This window comes from Amycolatopsis thermalba (genome assembly GCF_003385215.1).
GTDB lineage: Bacteria > Actinomycetota > Actinomycetes > Mycobacteriales > Pseudonocardiaceae > Amycolatopsis_E > Amycolatopsis_E thermalba.
Genome location: NZ_PQHW01000027.1, coordinates 14898 through 32405, shown reverse-complemented (window position 1 = coordinate 32405; position 17508 = coordinate 14898). Strand labels below are relative to the sequence as shown.

The 17508-nt window shown below is 71.7% G+C and carries 12 protein-coding genes; 9 read left to right on the top strand and 3 right to left on the bottom strand.

All coding sequences use genetic code 11. From position 1 onward, the window contains the following. Nucleotides 1–42 precede the first annotated feature (42 nt). Nucleotides 43–984 carry a GNAT family N-acetyltransferase gene (locus D0D15_RS13705; RefSeq protein ID WP_094007904.1) on the top strand — a complete coding sequence of 314 codons (942 nt, stop codon included), beginning with the start codon at nt 43–45 and terminating at the stop codon, nt 982–984. Nucleotides 985–1038: 54 nt separating this feature from the next. Then, nucleotides 1039–2214 carry an FAD-dependent monooxygenase gene (locus D0D15_RS13700; protein WP_198958345.1) on the top strand — a complete coding sequence of 392 codons (1176 nt, stop codon included), beginning with the start codon at nt 1039–1041 and terminating at the stop codon, nt 2212–2214. A gap of 348 nt (nt 2215–2562) precedes the next feature. On the opposite strand, the gene D0D15_RS13695 is transcribed toward D0D15_RS13700, so the two are convergent. Then, a complete protein-coding gene (locus D0D15_RS13695) occupies nt 2563–5706 on the bottom strand; it encodes an AfsR/SARP family transcriptional regulator (RefSeq protein ID WP_233157450.1) in 3144 nt (1047 codons plus the stop codon). Between the two features lie 77 nt (nt 5707–5783). Between D0D15_RS13695 and D0D15_RS13690 the strand changes: the two genes are divergently transcribed. The 3 genes from D0D15_RS13690 (at nt 5784) to D0D15_RS13680 (ending at nt 9521) form a co-directional block, all read left to right on the top strand. Beyond that, a complete protein-coding gene (locus D0D15_RS13690; RefSeq protein WP_094007906.1) occupies nt 5784–6521 on the top strand; it encodes a PP2C family protein-serine/threonine phosphatase in 738 nt (245 codons plus the stop codon). A gap of 480 nt (nt 6522–7001) precedes the next feature. Continuing rightward, nucleotides 7002–7514: a DUF2087 domain-containing protein gene (locus D0D15_RS13685; protein WP_094007907.1), complete on the top strand. Its 513-nt coding sequence runs from the start codon at nt 7002–7004 to the stop codon at nt 7512–7514. A gap of 183 nt (nt 7515–7697) precedes the next feature. Further along, a complete protein-coding gene (locus D0D15_RS13680; protein ID WP_094007908.1) occupies nt 7698–9521 on the top strand; it encodes a glycoside hydrolase family 2 protein in 1824 nt (607 codons plus the stop codon). Between the two features lie 606 nt (nt 9522–10127). Here the strand turns inward: D0D15_RS13680 and D0D15_RS13675 are convergent. After that, on the bottom strand, nt 10128–10508 hold the full coding sequence (locus tag D0D15_RS13675) for a peptidase inhibitor family I36 protein (RefSeq protein ID WP_094007909.1): 381 nt from the start codon (nt 10506–10508) through the stop codon (nt 10128–10130). Nucleotides 10509–10701: 193 nt separating this feature from the next. Beyond that, a complete protein-coding gene (locus D0D15_RS13670; RefSeq protein WP_094007910.1) occupies nt 10702–11775 on the bottom strand; it encodes a LacI family DNA-binding transcriptional regulator in 1074 nt (357 codons plus the stop codon). 66 nt (nt 11776–11841) lie between these two features. Between D0D15_RS13670 and D0D15_RS13665 the strand changes: the two genes are divergently transcribed. The 4 genes from D0D15_RS13665 to ettA all read left to right on the top strand — a co-directional run bounded on the left by D0D15_RS13665 (nt 11842) and on the right by ettA (nt 17501). Further along, nucleotides 11842–13029: an MFS transporter gene (locus D0D15_RS13665; protein WP_094007911.1), complete on the top strand. Its 1188-nt coding sequence runs from the start codon at nt 11842–11844 to the stop codon at nt 13027–13029. A gap of 20 nt (nt 13030–13049) precedes the next feature. Continuing rightward, nucleotides 13050–15059, top strand: a complete 2010-nt coding sequence (locus tag D0D15_RS13660; protein WP_094007912.1) for a bifunctional copper resistance protein CopD/cytochrome c oxidase assembly protein — start codon at nt 13050–13052, stop codon at nt 15057–15059. 169 nt (nt 15060–15228) lie between these two features. Further along, nucleotides 15229–15726 carry a single-stranded DNA-binding protein gene (locus D0D15_RS13655; RefSeq protein ID WP_094007913.1) on the top strand — a complete coding sequence of 166 codons (498 nt, stop codon included), beginning with the start codon at nt 15229–15231 and terminating at the stop codon, nt 15724–15726. Between the two features lie 98 nt (nt 15727–15824). Further along, complete coding sequence (gene ettA, locus D0D15_RS13650; protein ID WP_094007914.1) at nt 15825–17501, top strand: energy-dependent translational throttle protein EttA; 1677 nt, start codon at nt 15825–15827, stop codon at nt 17499–17501. The last annotated feature ends 7 nt before the right edge of the window (nt 17502–17508 follow it).

The window sequence follows — 17508 nt, the reverse complement described above, 5'->3', positions numbered from 1 at the left end:
AATCATTGGGGACGGGCCAGCGGCAGTGCCTACGCTGCGTGGATGACTGTGACTTGGCGCGCACTGCGACGCGACGATGCCGAAGCGGTGGCGGAGTTGTTCGCCGCGGGGGAGACGGTGGAGCCCACGGGGGAGGAGCACAGCGTCGCCGACATCGGGGAGAGCCTGGAGTCGCCGAATTCGCCCCTGCCCGACGCGGGCGTGGCCGTGGTGGAGGGCGACCGGCTGATCGCGTACGCGATGACGGCCCGGCGCACCGAAGCGGACCCGGTGCACCGTATGCGGGTGGAGTCGATGGTGCACCCGGACCACCGGAGCGACGCCCTCGGTGCGGAGTTGCTCCGGTGGTACGAGGAGGCGAGCGCGAAACTGCACGCGAAGGTGTTCCCGGGCGCGCCGCTGGAACTGCACGCCGCGGCGCACGAGAACCAGCGGTGGTACGCGTCGGTGCTGTGCCGGGGCGGGTACGAGGTGGTGCGCACCATCGCCGACATGGCCGCGGACCTGTCCGCGTTGCCGCCGATCGAGTCCACGGTCGAGCCGGTGCCGTACGAGGCGCGGTACGAGGAGGCGACCCGGCTCGCGCTCAACGAGGCGTTCCGGGAGCACTTCGCCAGCACGGCCTTGACGCCCGAGCTGTTCCGCCACTGGGTGACCGGCAGCGCGGGTTTCCAGCCGGACCTGTCGTTCCTGCTGCTCGACAGCGATCGGGTGATCGCGTTGGTGCTGTGCCTCGAGCGCGGTGCCGCCGACGGGGAGGTGGTGGTCGAGTACGTCGGCACGCTTCCGGAAGCGCGTGGCCGCGGTGCCGCCAGGAGCCTGGTCGCCGCCGCGTTGCGGGCGGCGCGCGCCCGCGGATACCGGCGTGCCGTGCTCGGCGTGGACAGCGAGAACCCCACCGGCGCGCAGCGCGTGTACGAGCGGTGCGGGTTCGTGGTGACCGGTCACTGGCACGTGCACGCGCGGCCGGTCAGCGGACGGTAAGCCGGCGGTCAGCGCTCCTCGCGAAGCTCGGGGCAACCGAGTGGAGGAGTCCCGATGAGCAAGACAGTGCTGATTTCCGGTGCGAGCATCGCCGGCCCGTCCGTGGCGTTCTGGCTGAACCGCCTGGGGTACTCGACGACCGTGGTCGAGCGGGCGCCCGCGCTGCGTGCGGGCGGGCAGGCGGTCGACTTCCGCGGCGAGCAGATGAAGGTGCTGCGGCGGATGGGGTTGCTGGAGGAGATCCGCGCGCACCAGACGGCGATGGGGGAGCAGCACATCCTGGACGCCTCCGGCCGGCGCGTGGCGAGCCTGCCGGCGTCGATGATCAGCGGTGAGGTGGAGATCCAGCGCGGCGACCTGAGCCGCGTGTTGTACGAGGCGACGAAGGACCGGACGGAGTACGTGTTCGGCGACTGGATCACGTCCCTGACCGAGACCGGTTCGGGTGTCGAGGTGACGTTCGCCCACGGCGCCCCGCGGACCGTGGACCTGGTGATCGGCGCGGACGGGCTGCATTCGGGTGTGCGGGCGCTGGCGTTCGGCCCGGAGTCGCGGTTCCGGACCGAGATGGGGTACGCGTGCGCGGGTTTCAGCGCGCCGAACCACCTGCGGCTGGACCACACCGGGTTGATCTACAACGTGCTCGGCCGGGGCGTGACGTACGCCGCGCAGGACCCGGACGGCCCGGCGAGCGTCGGTTTCGTCTTCGCGGCGGACGGCCTGAGCTACGACCGCAAGGACGAGGCCCAGGTGAAGAAGGTGATCGCGGAGGTCTACGCCGGGGTCGGCTGGGAGGTGCCGCGCCTGCTGGAGGGATTGCACGCCGCCACTGACCTGTACTTCGACGAGCTGGCGCACGTGTACCTGCCGCGCTACACGAGCGGCCGGGTGGCGTTGGTCGGCGACGCGGGATGGGGCGTGGGCCCGGGCGGCAGCGGAACGGGCCTGGCGATGATGGCGGCGTACGTACTGGCGGGCGAACTGTTCGCGGCGGCGGGCGACCACCGGCTGGCGTTCCCGCGGTACGAGGCGGCGGTACGCCCGGCCGCCGAGGCGGGTGCCAAGCAGGCCAAGGGAACCGGCCCGTTCCTGGCCCCGCGCACGGCGCGTGGGCTGTGGCTGCGGAACCAGTCGCACCGCATGCTGACGACCCGGATGTTCTCGGGAGCCTTCGACAGGATGACCCTGAAGGCGGCGAACACGCTGAAACTGAAGGACTACGGGATGTGAGGGTTGCCCGACGCGGCCGCCGGGCCCCAGCCGCGACGTACCCGGTTCAGGACGAGGCGACGGCCACGGTGGCAAGCATCGGCGCCGAGGTTCTTCCGAGCACCCCATGTCTGCCGCAGCGGGCATCCCTCGGCCGGGCGATCCCCGCCGCGCCGCCCGTCCACGGTTGCGTGGCCGGGCGGCGCCCGTCGTGTCCAGGTGTCCGGCCGGTCACCCCACCCGGTGGTCGTGTCCGTGGTCGGTCCGGGCGAGCCGGGTGATCTCCTTGTAGGGCCGTGCCGTGCCGTGTTCGTAGGCGGTGGCGCAGGTGCCGGCGCCAGGAGCTTTTTCACCCGCTGCCCGCCCGGGTCACCCCACCGGGCTCTCGTGTCCGTGGTCGGTCCGGGCGAGCCTGGTGATGATCTCCTCGTAGCGCAGTGCCGCGCCGCGGTCGTAGGCCGTGGCGAAGGCGTCGGCGCCCAGCAGCTTCTGGCACCCCGCCGCCACGCCCGCCACGTCCTGGTCGCCCGGTCGCGCTGCGCCCCGCAGCGCCACCGCCATCCCCAGCTGCTCGGCCGCCCCCTCGGCGTCGCCGTCGAGCAGGGTCATCCCCGCCTGCCCCTCCAGCGCGTCCGCGATGCTGGAGCGGAAGTGCTGCGTCAGCGTGATGTCCAGCGCCTGCCGGTGCCGCGCCCGCGCCTCGGCCAGGTCGCCCGTCGCCTCGGCGAGCCGGCCCAGCGCGGTCAGGGTCTGCGCGCTCGCCGCGTCGCTCTGCCAATCCGCGCCCAGCGTGGCCAGCGCCCGCTCGTAGTGCTCCCGCGCACGCGCGAAGTCCCCGCGGTGCCGGGCCAGTTCGCCGAACCCGCGCTCGGTGAGGGCGAGCACGGTGGACGCCCCCGCGCGCCGTGCCAGGTCGGCCGCGCGGTGGTAGCCGGCTTCGGCGTCGGTCAGGTCACCGTCGCGCAGCAGCCGGTCCGACCGCCGCGCCCCCAGCTCGGCCAGCTCCTCCGTCGCGTTGAGCTGCCCGAGCAGGGCCATCGCCTCGTCGGTCAGCGCCAGCGACCGCTCCCGGTCACCGCGCAGGTCCGCGAGCTCGGCCAGCCCGTCGAGCACCTGCGCGGTACCCCAGCGGTCGCCGATTTCGCGGAACAGCTCGAGCGACTTGCCGAACGTCTCCTCCGCGCCCGGGGTGTCGCCGTTCAACAGCCGGATGTAGCTCGCCGAGAAGTGGTGCAGCGCCTGGAACCACGGATCCTCGTCGTCGAACATGGCCTGTTCCAGCTCGTTCGGCCGGCTCGCCGGATCCGGCGGCCCGGCGAACAGCGCCCAGTAGACGAGCAGGTACGGCTGACGCAGCGGCCACGCCAGCGACCGCATGATCGATTCGACGCGCCGCAGGTGCTCGTCCAGCCCCGGCGGTTCCGCGGGTGCGGCGTTGAGCACGCACAGTGCGTACTCCTCCGCCAGGCCGTCCGGCGGTTCCGCGCCGAGGTTGTCCAGCAGCCGCGCGGCCAGCGGCGCGATCTCCGTGCGCACGCCCAGCAGTCGCCAGTACGACGACAGCGCGCCGACGAGCCGCAGCGCCAACCCGGTGTCCTCCTCGACCGCCCAGCGCAGCGCGCCGTGCAGGTTCGCTCGCTCGGCCGTCAGACGGGCGAGCCACTCGATCTGCTCGGTGCGGCGCAGGTGCGGGTCGGCGGTCTGGGCGAGAGCGAGGAAGTGCTCGGCGTGCGCGCGTGCCACCGCGTCCCGTTCGCCCGATTCATCCAGTCTTTCACCGCTGAACGCCCGGATCGTCTCCAGCATCCGGTACCGGTCGCCGGACATCTCGAGGAGCGATTTGTCGACGAGGCTTTCCAGGAGGTCCTCGGTGTCCGGTTCGGACAGTCCACAGACGCCCGCGACCGCCTCCGCCGTGGCGCCGCCGGCGAAGATCGCGAAGCGCCGCACCAGGTCCTGCTCCTCCGGTTCGAGGAGGTCCCAGCTCCAGCCCACGACCGCGCGCAACGTCTGGTGCCGCGGCGCGGCGGTGCGGCTGCCCCTGGACAGCAGGCGGAACCTGTCGTCGAGACGGGCCTCGAGCTGATCCAGGGGCAGGGTCCGCAGGCGCGCCGCGGCCAGTTCGATGGCCAGGGGCAATCCGTCGAGCGCGGCGCAGATCCGCAGCACCCGCGCGGCCGAGTCGTCGTCGAGCCGGAAACCGGGGCGCACCGCGGCGGCCCGTTCGGTGAACAGCCGCACCGACTCGTAGCCGGTCGCCTCGGCCGCGCTGGTCTCCGGCGGAGGTGACGCGAGCGGCGGCACGGCGCACAGGGCCTCGCCGGTGATGCCCAGGGGTTCGCGGCTGGTGGCGAGCACGCGCAGTCCGGGAGCCGACGAGAGTAATCGGTGGACGAGCTTCGCGGCGTCGGCGATGACGTGCTCGCAGTTGTCGAGGATCAGCAGCATGCGACGGTCGGTCAGCGCCACCTCGATCCGCGCGACCGGGTCCGGCGCGGCCCCGGAGGCGGGGAACAGACCGGTCTCCCGCAGGCCGAGCGCGGTGAGGACGGCTTGGGCGACGCCGGTGCCGCTGGTGACGGGTGACAGGTCCACGAAGCACACTTCGCCGTCGGCTCGGCCACCGGCCTCGATGGACAGACGGGTCTTCCCCGCGCCGCCGGGGCCGGTCAGGGTGACCAGGCGTCCGGTCGCGAGCAGGCCGGCGATGCGGGCCAGTTCCGGTTCGCGGCCGATGAAGCTGGTGAGCTGGGCGGGGAGCTTCGGCGGTTCGGGCACCGGTTCGGCGCGCAGCACGGCGAGGTGAGCGGCGGCGAGTTCCGGCGACGGGTCCGCCCCCAGTTCGTCGGCGAGCGTGCGGCGGGCGTCCTCGAAGACGGTGAGCGCCTCGGCGTGACGGCCGTTGGCGGCGAGCGCGCGCACGAGCAGGACGCGGGGCCGTTCGCGGAGGGGGTGGGCGGCGCACAGCTCGGTGAGTTCGTCGATCACCGCGCGGGATTCGCCGAGCGCGAGGTCGGCTTCCGCGCGGTCCTCGAGCGCGGTGGTGCGCAGCTCGTCGAGGCGTGCGGCCTGCGCTTCGGCGAAGGGGGCGTCGCGGATGTCGGCCAGCGCCGGGCCGCGCCAGAGGTCCAGCGCTTCGCGGAGCAGCTTCGCCGCGCGGGCGGGTTCGCCGCCGGTCAGGGCTTGACGGCCGTCGCGGGCGAGCCGGGTGAAGCGGTGCAGGTCGACGCGATCGGGTTCGACCGTGAGCCGGTAGCCGGCGGGCTGGGACTCGATGCGTGCCCCGGCACCGAGCTTGCGGCGCAGGCGGGACACCTGGGCCTGCAGTGCGTTGGCCGCGTCGCCGGGTGGGGCGTCGCCGTAGAGGCCGTCGATGAGCCGGTCGGTGCCGACGACGCGACCGGCGTCGAGCAGCAGGAGGGCGAGGAGGGATCGCGGTCGTGGCCCGCCGACGGGCACGGGGTCGCCGGCCGCGGAGCGCGCCTCGACCGGACCCAGGACGGCGAACCACACCCGGTGATTGTGGCGCATGGCGCCTTGGACGGGGTGAGGCTGTGCCGTGGTTCGCGGCCCGCTGCTTTACTTCACGTATGGAACCTGGGCCGCTGACGATTTCCTACGCCGTGGCTTCCGACGTCGGACAGCGACGCGAAGCGAACGAGGACTCGGTCTACACGAGTCCGCGTCTGCTCGCCGTCGCCGACGGGATGGGTGGGCACGTCGCCGGTGAGGTCGCCAGTTCGGGCGCGGTCGCCGCGATCGCCGCCCTGGACGAGCGCCTCGAGGCCGAGTCCGCGAAGGCCGGCGTGGAGGCGCTGGCGGAAGCCGTTTCCGACGCGGGGCGCCGTCTGCGGGCGCTGGTCGAGGAGGACAGCCGGCTGCAGGGCATGGGGACCACGCTGACGGTCCTGGCGTGGGACGGGGCGTCGTTCGCGGTGGCTCACGTGGGCGACTCGCGGGCGTACCGGCTGCGCGAGGGTGAGCTGGTGCAGGTGACGCGGGACCACACGGTGGTGCAGGAGCTGGTGGACCAGGGGCGGATCTCGCCGGAGCTGGCGGTGAGCCACCCGCAGCGTTCGGTGCTCACCAGGGCGCTGCAGGGCGCCGGCGAGCCCGAGCCGGACCTCTTCGTCCTCGACACCCGAGCCGGCGACCGATACCTCATTTGTTCCGACGGCCTCTCGGACGTCGCGACGCCGGAGCAGCTGACGGAGGTGCTGACGACGGTGCCGGACCCGGAGGAGGCCGTGCAGAAGCTGGTCGAGCTGGCCAACGCCGGAGGCGGACCGGACAACATCAGCTGCATCGTGGCGGACGTCGCCGCCTGACGACGGTTGTCCGGCGTCACTGTTCGCGGGCACTGGTTTGACACGCGGGGGTCGCTCGGCCGCTTTGCACTCTGGACGCTGATCGACCGCACTGAGCCCGGGACGCCGCTCGACCTGGAGATGCGGAACCCCGGCGAGGGGCCGCCATGGCCACAGTCGCTCTGTCGCGCCCCTGCCGGATGGCGATGAGCCGCGCGAGGTGCGCGAGTTCACGTGGCCGTGCCAGCCCCGCGCTCTTCCGAGGCCGGTGGGGCGTTCGCTGCCTGCGGAGACTGCGGCGGGCGCCCTCGCTGCCTGCGGAGACGGTGGCGGGCGCCCTCGCTGCCTGCTGCGACCGGCAGCCGGCGGTGTGTCTTCGCCGCCCGGCGGCGCGGGCAGGACCGGCCCCCGGTCCGTCGGCGGATCACGCACTCCCCCCAACCGGATCCGGATCTTGAAAACCGGTTCGCCGGTCGCTTGGCCGCAGGTACGGTCGTGGCCATGGCCTCACCGGAAGCGCTGGTCTCCGCGCTGGCGGACCCCGAACGTCTGATGCTCTTCGCCCGGATCTGCACCGCACCTGACGGGCTCCCGGTCGCCGACGACCGGCACACCGGCAAGCTCGCGAAGCGCCTCATCTCGGCCGGGATCGTCACGGTCAGCGAGAACCGCTACCGAGCCGTACCGGAAGCCTTCCGCGACTCGCTCGCCCGACCCCCGTCCGATCCGCTCGAAGCACTGTTCAACCACGGCCGGCTCACCGCGATCCCTCGTCCGGGCAAGCTCCGCCAGGCTCTGCTCTCGAAACTCGCCGAGCGGTTCGAGCCCGGACGTGTCTACACGGAGCCGGAGGTGCGCGAAAAGCTCGCCGCGATCCACGACGACCACGCCGCGCTTCGCCGTTACCTCGTTGACGAAGGCCTCCTCCAGCGCAGCAACGACGGCCGCGCATACGGCCGTCCAGCCGAAGCCCGCCCAGACGCGGAGACCGACGGAGAGCGTGCCCCTGCCTGAGAGCCCCGCGTCGTCCCTGGGAAGGGATGGCACGGGAGGTGGCGGCCACAGGCCTACCGGGGGATCACGGCGCGGCCGGGCGTCCTGTCTGCGCGGCGAACGGCCAACGCGGTTGTCACGGCGTCGAAGCGGGCAGTTCGTGGTGCGATGCTCAATCCTCCTTCCTGTCGTAGGGTTTTCGTCATGATCGCCGCCGACCCGGACCGTCTGTGCCCACGACCGCAACTCGTCCGGCCCGAGTGGTTCGACCTGAACGGCTCCTGGGGCTTCGCCTTCGACGACGACGATCGCGGCCTCGCCGGCCGATGGTTCGCCTCGGCCGATCCCTTCGACCGGACGATCACCGTTCCGTACCCGCCGGAGTCGGAACTCTCCGGCCTGCACGCGACCGAACCGCACACCGTCGTCTGGTACCGGCGCGAGTTCGACGCCCCGGCGATCCCCGACGGCCACCGGCTGATCCTGCACTTCGCCGCCGTGGACTACGCGGCTTCGGTGTGGGTCAACGGAATCCACCTGGGCAGCCACGAAGGCGGGCAGACACCGTTCTCCTTCGACATCACCTCCGCTCTGCGGGCCACTGGTCCGCAAGTCGTCGTTCTCCGGGCCGAAGACCGGCCGGACGAAGGCACTCAGCCCCGGGGCAAGCAGGACTGGCACCCCGAGCCGCACGACATCTGGTACCACCGCACCACGGGGATCTGGCAGCCGGTGTGGGCGGAGGTCGTGCCGGCCCTGCACCTCCGCGAACTGCACTGGACGCCGGATCTCACCCGTGCGTCGGTCTCCTGCGAGGGCGAGCTGTCCGCGGCGCCGGGCGAGGCCGTCACGGTTCGCGTGGTGCTGCGGCACGGGGACGAGATCCTGTCCGAGCAGTCCGTGCGCGTCGACCGGCGGCGGTTCCGGTTCGACGTCGCCGTGCCCGCGCTGCGGCACGGTCAGGACCGGTCCCGCCTGTTGTGGTCTCCGGAGAACCCGGTACTGGTCGACGCCGCGGTGGAGCTGCACGCCGCCGAAGCGCCGTCCGACGCCGCGTCGAGCTACCTGGGTCTGCGTGAGGTCGGGGTGACCGACGGTCGCTTCCTCCTCAATCACCTCCCGTACTACCCGCGAATGGTTCTGGAACAGGGCTACTGGCCGCAGTCACACCTCGCCGCGCCGGACGCGGTCGCGCTGCGCCGGGAAGTCGAGCTCATCAAGGAACTCGGGTTCACCGGTGTCCGGGTGCACCAGAAGGCCGAGGATCCGCGGTTCCTCTTCTGGTGCGACCGGCTCGGCCTGCTCGTCTGGGGCGAGACCGCGAACGCCTACGAGTTCGCGCCCGAAGCCGTCGAACGGCTGACCCGGGAGTGGCTGGAGATCCTGCGCCGGGACCGCAGCCACCCGTGCATCGTGACCTGGGTGCCGGTCAACGAGAGCTGGGGCGTTCCCGACATCGCCTCGGCACCCGCTCAAGCCCACTTCGTGCGATCTCTCTACCACCTCACCAAGAGTGTCGATCCCAGCCGTCCCGTCATCGGCAACGACGGCTGGGAGATCCCGGAAGCCGACATCGTCGGCGTGCACGACTACGCCCCGATGGGCGAGGCATTGTCCACTCGCTACGGCGACACCGACACGTTGCGCCGCACCCTGGCCGACGGACGGCCCGGCGGTCGCCGCCTCCTGCTCGACGACCTTGCCGAGGCCCGCGCCGTCATGCTCACCGAGTTCGGCGGCCTCTCCTACGTTCCCGCCGAGGACGAGAAGTGGTTCGGCTACTCGACCGTGGCCGACGAGGAGGAGCTGGTCGCCCGGCTGGACCAGCTCGTCACCGCCGTCCTGTCGTCCCCGGCACTCGCCGGCTTCTGCTACACCCAGCTGACCGACACCGAGCAGGAACGCAACGGACTGCTCACCGCCGACCGCACACCGAAGGTCGACCCGGCGCGGATCCAGGCCATCCTCACCCGCCCAGCGGCGGCCGTGCCTCCGGAGGAGCTGAACCCCTACCGGGAGCGCAGCTGACCGCGACTACATTGCCTGAACCAGACCGGAATCTCACCTCCACGGCACGGCAGTGGTCCCCAGTGTGCGGGGCCTGTGGCGAGCGGTAGGTCTTTCCCACCCCTGGCGGTTCCGGGAGGAGCTGAACCTCTACCGGGCCACAGCTGACCGTCGAGTTCCCACTGTGATCAGGACAGGGCCGACTACATTGCCTGAACCAGACGGAATCACCTCCACGGCAAGGCAGTGGACCCAGCGCGCGGGGTCCGCGGTGAACGGTAGGTCTTTCCCACCCTGGCGGCTCCGGAAGAGCGGAATCCCTACCGGGACCACAGTCGACCGTCGAGTTCCCACTGCGATCAGGCCAGGAGAGACCACGACCCGATCACGCCTGAACCGGACGGGAACTAGCCTCCGCTCCCAGGCAGCGGGCCACAGCGGGGTCCGTCAAACCTGACGACAGCGGCTCCGACATCTCAGCCGTGACCTGGGTGACCCGCGGGCGCGCCGTGTGCCTGCGCCGCGCCCGCGGGTGGGAACCGCGCGGTGCGGGTCCCGGACCGGCGTCCGCTCGGACTCACGTCCCCAGGAGCGAGCGGGCGCCGGCCCCGTCCGTGGGGATGCGGCCTAGTAATCCCAGATCTGGATGGCCCGCACGACGAACGGTGCGTGCGGTACGAACGTTCCGCCGCCCGGGTACGTGGTGAAGTCACCTTCGGTGGAGCAGTCCTCGCCCTGGTACACCGTCACTTCGCGCTCCAGCCGGTTCACGAAGGAACGTGCGTCACCGCTGAGCGGGATGCATTCACCCGGGTTGGCGGTGCGCAGGTCGAGGAACTGCACCGCCCCGCCGTAGAACTCCTCCGACCACGCGCAGAACTCGCCCTGCTCGCAGCCGTACCCCACGGGCGGCGCGGTTTCCGCCTCGGCGATGCCTCCCGCGGTCAGCAGTCCCAGCGCGGCCAGGACGAGCACTCTCGGCAGGTACGCGCGAACTTTCCCGAACATTTCTCAACTCCCCTGTGAGTGGGTTTTCCGCACTGCGCGGTTCCGGGATCCACAATGGCCGGTGCGGGAAAGCTTGTCAGCAGGGATTTCTACTCGTGTGGATAAGTAGGTTCCGTTAACTCGATCGAGACCACCGAACCGCAGTTGTCCACAGGATCGCGAACTCGCTCTTGCCGAGCGGGCGAATCTTCTGCTATTCGGCGGGACTCGTGGAACCGCGCACCACGAGTTCGACGTCCAATGTGGTCGGCTTCGGTGCGCGGTGCCCGGCGAGCAGGTGCAACGCGAGCTCCCCGGCGAGCTGTCCCTTGCGCACGAGGTCCTGCCGCACCGTCGTCAACGGCGGATCCGACCACGCCGCCGGCGGGGTGTCGTCGAACCCGACGATCGACAGATCCCGCGGCACGCGCAGACCGCGTTGCCGCGCCACCGCCAGTGCCGCCAGTGCCAGTTCGTCCGACATGCACAACAGCGCGGTCGGTTCGCGGTCGAGCAGGCGCGCCGCGCCGGGCATCGCCGCCTCCCGCGACAGCCCCGACACCTCCCAGATGGGCACCGCGTCCGGGGCGATCCCCGCCGCGGCCAACGTTTCCAGATATCCCGCGAGCCGCTCCCGGTTGTCCAGGAACCGGCTCTGCGCCGCCTCGGCCGCGCTCAGCGGCCCCCCGCGCGGCTCGGACAGGCACTGCGCGGACAGGATCGCGAACCGCCGGTGTCCCAGTTCCAGCAGGTGCCGGGCCGCGGCCGTCGCGCCACCCCGGTCGTCCGTCGACACCCGCGCCGATCCGGGAACGATCGGCTGGTCGATCACCACCAGCGGCAACCCGCGCTGCTTGACCGCCCGCAGCGCCGGCGCGTTGTCCGCCAGCGAGTACGCCACCGCGAGGTCCGCCTGCGCCGCGAGCACCCGGTCCGCCCGCGGCCCGCCGTCGTGCCCGCCCGGCAGGAGCAGCAGCGCGTGCCCCTCCGGATCCACCCGGCTCGCGAGCGCGTCGAGCGTGATCGACAACGCCGGATCGGAGAACGCCGCCGACAACCCGGTGTCGAGCATGAAGGCGATCGCGCCCGACCGCTGGGTGGCGAGGCTGCGCGCGGTCGGGTTGGGACCCGCGTACCCGAGCCGCTTCGCCACGCGCAGCACTTCGTCGCGCAGGCCGGCCGAGAGCTGGTCGGGGCGGTTGTACGCGTTGGACACCGTCGCCCGAGACACGCCCACCGCGCTGGCGACGTCGTCGAGCGTCGGGCGGCGCCGACGGGTACCGGTCATCGCCGCAGTCTAGACCGAACCAGAACCCGGTTGACGTTCTGAAGCGCTTAAGTCATTGTGGGACGGGTGATTGTGGTCAGCGACCGGACAGCGGTCTTCGTGGTCTTCGCGCTCAACGGCGCGGTGTACGGGTCGTGGGCGCCGCGTGTGCCCGCCCTCGCCGAGCAGGTGGGCGCCAGTCCGGGCGAGCTGGGTCTGGCGTTGCTCGGCGGCACCGCGGGGCTCCTCCTCGCGGCTCCGCTGTCCGGCCGGCTGTCGGAGCGGTTCGGCGCGCGTGCCGTCATGCTCGCCGCGACGCTGCTGTCCTGCGTCGTGCTGCCGCTGACCGGGCTCGTCGGTTCAGTGGCGTGGCTCGCGGTCGCCCTGTTCGGCCTCGGTTTCGCCAACGGCGGGCTCGACGTGGCGATGAACATCGGCGGCGTCAGCGTCGAACGGCGCACCGGCAAGGCGATCATGCCGGTCTTCCACGCCGGGTTCAGCTTCGGCGGCCTGGTCGCGTCGGCCGCGGCCGGGCTCGCCGCGGCGCTGCGCTGGTCGCCCGAGCGGCACTTCCTGGTCGCCGCCGTCGTGACGGCGCTCGTGATGCTGGCCGTCCACCACGGCCTGCCACGGGCGGTGCCCCGATCCGAGCGGCCCGCCCGCGCGGCGACCACGGCACCCACCCGCCGGCCGGTGCTGTGGCTGCTGGCCGTGGTCCCGCTGTGTTCCGCGATGGCCGAAGGCGCCAGCTCGGACTGGTCCGCGCTGCTGCTGGTCACCGAGCACGGCGCCGGTCAGGGCGCGGCCGCGCTGGCCTTCACCGCGTTCTCGCTGGCCATGGCCGTGACGCGGCTGGGCAGCGCGTGGGTGCAGCGCCGCCTCGGGGCCACCCGCACCCTCGCGATCGGTGCGGTCGTGGCCGCCGCCGGCCTGCTGATGTCCGCGCTGGTCCCGATCGCCGCGCTGGCCTTTGCCGGGTTCGTCCTGGCTGGGATGGGTCTGGCCGCCGCGTTCCCGGTCGCGCTCAGCCTCGCCGGCGAGGCGGGCAAGCGTGCGGACGGCAGCGGCGGGGAGCGGGAGATCGCGTTCGTCACCACCGTCGCCTACACCGGGTTCCTGGCCGGTCCGCCGCTGATCGGCGGTATCGCCCAGCTGACCTCCCTGTCCGCTTCGTTCGTGCTGGTAGCGGTCCTCGCGGCGCTCATCGCCCCGGCCGCCGCCGGCGCGAGTCGCGCAGGTCACCGTGAACGGACCACTGCCGAACTCCGCGTTTGACGCGGGCCTACCCTCGACGTGTGCCCTCCGAAGTTTCCGAGACCGCGACCCGGCGCCGGGTGAGCGTCCTCCCGCTGCTCCTGGTGTGCGGGTTGCTGGCGGCGGTGGTGGCCGTCGCGCTGCTCGCGCTGTCGGGCGGGGCCACCTACCAGATCGCCGGCCTCCCCGAGCCCGGGCTCGTCACCCAGTACGGCGTCGGCGTGGTCCGGGTGCTCGCCGACGCGGCGTCGGTCGTGTGCGTGGGATCCCTGCTGCTCGCGACGTTCCTGGTGCCGCCGCAGAAGTCCGGCGTCCTGGCGCGTGACGGGTACGCGGCCCTGCGCGCCGCCGGGATCGCCGCGTGGGTGTGGTTCTTCGCCGCACTCGCCTCGGTCCTGTTCACCGCGGCGGACGCGGCGGGCAAGCCGGTCACCGAGCTGTTCTCGCCGCAGGTCCTGCTGGACCTGGTGGACGCGATCGAGCAGCCCAAGGCCTGGCTGTGGACGGCGGCCATCGCGCTCGTGCTGGTGCTCGGCTGCCGCCTCGCGCTGTCCTGGGGCTGGACCGCGGTGCTGTTCGGGCTGTCCGTCGCCGGGCTCGTCCCGGTGGCCGTGACCGGCCACTCGGCCAGCGGCGGCTCGCACGACCTCGCCACGAACAGCCTGCTCTACCACCTGATCGCCGCCTCGCTGTGGGTCGGCGGCCTGGTCGCGCTGCTCGCGCTCGGCTGGCGGCGCGGGGAGCACCTGTCGCTCGCGGCGCGCCGCTTCTCCCGGCTCGCGCTGGTCTGCTGGATCGTGATGGCGCTGTCCGGCGTGATCAACGCGCTGGTCCGGCTGCCCCTGTCCGACCTGCTCACCACCGAGTACGGCCTGCTCGTCGTGGCGAAGATCGTCGCGCTGCTGGTGCTCGGCGTGTTCGGCCAGCAGCAGCGCAGCCGCGGCGTGCGGGCGGTGGTCGACGGCCAGGGCGGCGGGCAGCTGCTGCGGCTGGCCGCGGTCGAGGTGCTGATCATGTTCGTCACGATCGGCATCGCCACCGCGCTGGGCCGCACCCCGCCGCCGCAGGAAGCCGTGCAGCCGTCCACGACGGAACTGCTCATCGGCTACGACCTGCCCGGCGCGCCGACCCTGCTGAGGCTGCTGTTCGACTGGCGCTTCGACCTGATCTACGGCACGGCGGCGATCGTGCTGGCCGCGCTCTACCTGGCGGGCCTGCGGCGGCTGCGGCGCAACGGGGTCGCGTGGCCGGTGGGGCGGACGGTGGCGTGGCTGGCGGGGTGCTTCGTGCTCCTGATCGCCACGTCCTCGGGCATCGGGCGCTACTCGCCGGCGATGTTCAGCGTGCACATGGGCAGCCACATGCTCCTGTCGATGATCGCTCCGGTGCTGTTCGTCCTGGGCGGGCCGGTGACGCTCGCGCTGCGGGCGTTGCCGGTGGCGGGCCGGGACGCCCCGCCGGGGCCGCGCGAGTGGCTCCTGGCGGCAGTGCACTCACCGGTGTCCCGGGTGCTCACCCATCCGATCGTCGCGCTGGCCTTGTTCGTCGGTTCGTTCTACGCGCTGTACTTCTCCGGCCTGTTCGACGCGGCGCTGAACTACCACTGGGCACACCTTCTGATGAACGCCCACTTCCTCCTCGCCGGTTACGTCTTCTACTGGCCGGTGATCGGCGTCGACCAGGCTCCGCGGCGGCTGCCGCACCTCGGCCGGCTCGGGATGATGTTCGCCGCCATGCCCTTCCACGCCTTCTTCGGCGTGATCCTGATGTCGAAGCAGACGATCATCGGCGACAACTTCTACCGCGCGCTGCACCTGCCGTGGGTGTCCGACCTGCTGGCGGACCAGCGGCTGGGCGGCGGGATCGCGTGGGCGTCCGGTGAGGTGCCGGTGCTGCTGGTGCTGATCGCGTTGCTCGTGCAGTGGTCGCGGGCGGACGCGCGGGAGGCGAAGCGGAAGGACCGCCGGGAGGAGGCCAGCGGCGACCAGGAGCTGGCGGCCTACAACGCGATGCTCAAGCAGATGGCGGACCAGGGCAAGCCCCGCCCCTAGCACACGCCACCGACATTTTCGGTGCCACGAACGGTTTTCCCCGCGAGTTGTCCACACGGCCCGAAACCATCCACAGATTTCGGCCGATTTCGCTTTCGCTCTCCCCACCGCTCGTTCCCGGGGCACTCTGGTGTCAGGCCGGTGACGACGAGTGAGAAGGAGAACGGCGATGGCGATCGGGGAGACGATGGTGACCCTGGTGGGCACGATGACCAGCGACATCACGGTCAAGCGGGTCGGGCAGGACCGGCGTGAGCTGGCGATCTTCTGGGCACGCAGTGACGAGCGCCGGTTCGACAGGCGCAGGCAGGAGTGGGTGCCGGGCAGGCGGTTCTCGGTGCGGGTGGTGTGCCATCGCGCACTGGCGGCCTCGGCGGCGCAGGCGTTGCGCCGGGGCGATCCCGTGGTGGTCAACGGGCGGCTGCACACCGGCGATCCGGACGTCGACGGGTCTCGTGCTCAACTTGAACTCGAGGCTTTCGCGCTCGGGCCCAACCTCGCCCAGTGCGGCGTCTCGCTGAGGCGGGGTCCCGGGGCCGAACCCGATGTGCCGTCCCAGATCCCGTTGTGGGACCCTGCCTGCCTCACCGACGAAGCCCTGGAGAACCGGCCCGTCGGGGACCGCGCGCCGGTGCTGGCCGGGCCGCGGGGAGGGCAGGGCCCGTGACGCGCCGGAGGTTCTCCACGGTGACGGGGGGTTGACTGTCCGTCGCGGGATGGTGACCGGCGTTCGGTCGCGCGTGACACGGCTCTACGATCGTGGGCATGGCCGAGTTCATCTACACCATGAAAAAGGTGCGCAAGACCGTCGGGGACAAGGTCATCCTCGACGATGTCAGCACCGCGTTCTACCCGGGCGCCAAGATCGGTGTCGTGGGTCCGAACGGTGCCGGCAAGTCCACCGTGCTGAAGATCATGGCGGGACTCGATCAGCCGAGCAACGGCGAGGCTTTCCTCCAGCCGGGCGCGAGCGTCGGGATCCTGCAGCAGGAGCCGCCGCTCAACGAGGACAAGACCGTGCGCGGCAACGTCGAGGAGGGCCTCGGCGAGATCAAGGTGAAGCTCGACCGCTTCAACGAGATCGCCGAGCTGCTGGCCACCGACTACAGCGACGAGCTGATGGAGGAGATGGGCCGGCTGCAGGAGGAGCTCGACCACGCCGACGCCTGGGAGCTGGACTCCCAGCTCGAGCAGGCGATGGACGCGCTGCGCTGCCCGCCGCCGGACGAGGCGGTCACCCACCTCTCCGGTGGTGAGCGCCGCCGGGTGGCGCTGTGCAAGCTGCTGCTGTCGAAGCCCGACCTGCTGCTGCTCGACGAGCCCACCAACCACCTGGACGCGGAGAGCGTGCTGTGGCTGGAGCAGTTCCTGGCCGGCTACCCGGGCGCCGTCCTCGCCGTCACCCACGACCGGTACTTCCTGGACAACGTCGCCCAGTGGATCATGGAGCTCGACCGCGGCCGCGTCGTCGGCTACGAGGGCAACTACTCCACGTACCTGGAGAAGAAGCGCGAACGCCTCGAGGTCCAGGGCAAGAAGGACGCCAAGCTCGCGAAGCGCCTGAAGAACGAGCTGGACTGGGTGCGGTCCAACGCCAAGGCGCGCCAGACCAAGTCGCGGGCCCGGCTCGACCGCTACGAGGAGATGGCCGCGGAGGCCGAGCGCACCCGCAAGCTGGACTTCGAGGAGATCCAGATCCCGCCGGGGCCGCGGCTGGGCAGCGTGGTCGTCGAGGTCTCGCACCTGAAGAAGGGCTTCGAGGACCGCGTCCTGATCGACGACCTGTCGTTCACGCTGCCGCGCAACGGCATCGTCGGCGTGATCGGGCCGAACGGTGTCGGTAAGACGACCCTGTTCAAGACCATCGTCGGGCTGGAGAAGCCGGACGACGGCGAGGTCAAGATCGGCGAGACGGTCAAGCTGTCCTATGTGGACCAGAATCGGGCCGGGATCGACCCGAAGAAGACGGTGTGGGAGGTGGTGTCCGACGGGCTCGACTACATCAACGTCGGGCAGACCGAGATGCCGTCGCGCGCCTACGTCAGCGCGTTCGGGTTCAAGGGGCCGGACCAGCAGAAGCCGTCGGGTGTGCTCTCCGGTGGTGAGCGCAACCGGCTGAACCTGGCCCTGACCCTCAAGCAGGGCGGGAACCTGATCCTGCTGGACGAGCCGACCAACGACCTGGACGTCGAGACGCTGGGCTCACTGGAGAACGCGCTGGAGCAGTTCCCCGGCTGTGCCGTGGTCATCTCGCACGACCGGTGGTTCCTGGACCGCGTGGCGACGCACATCCTCGCGTGGGAGGGCACGGACGAGAACCCGGCCAAGTGGTTCTGGTTCGAGGGCAACTTCGAGGGCTACGAGAAGAACAAGGTGGAGCGGCTCGGACCGGACGCGGCCCGGCCGCACCGGGTGACACACCGCAAGCTGACGCGCGACTGAGCGGGGA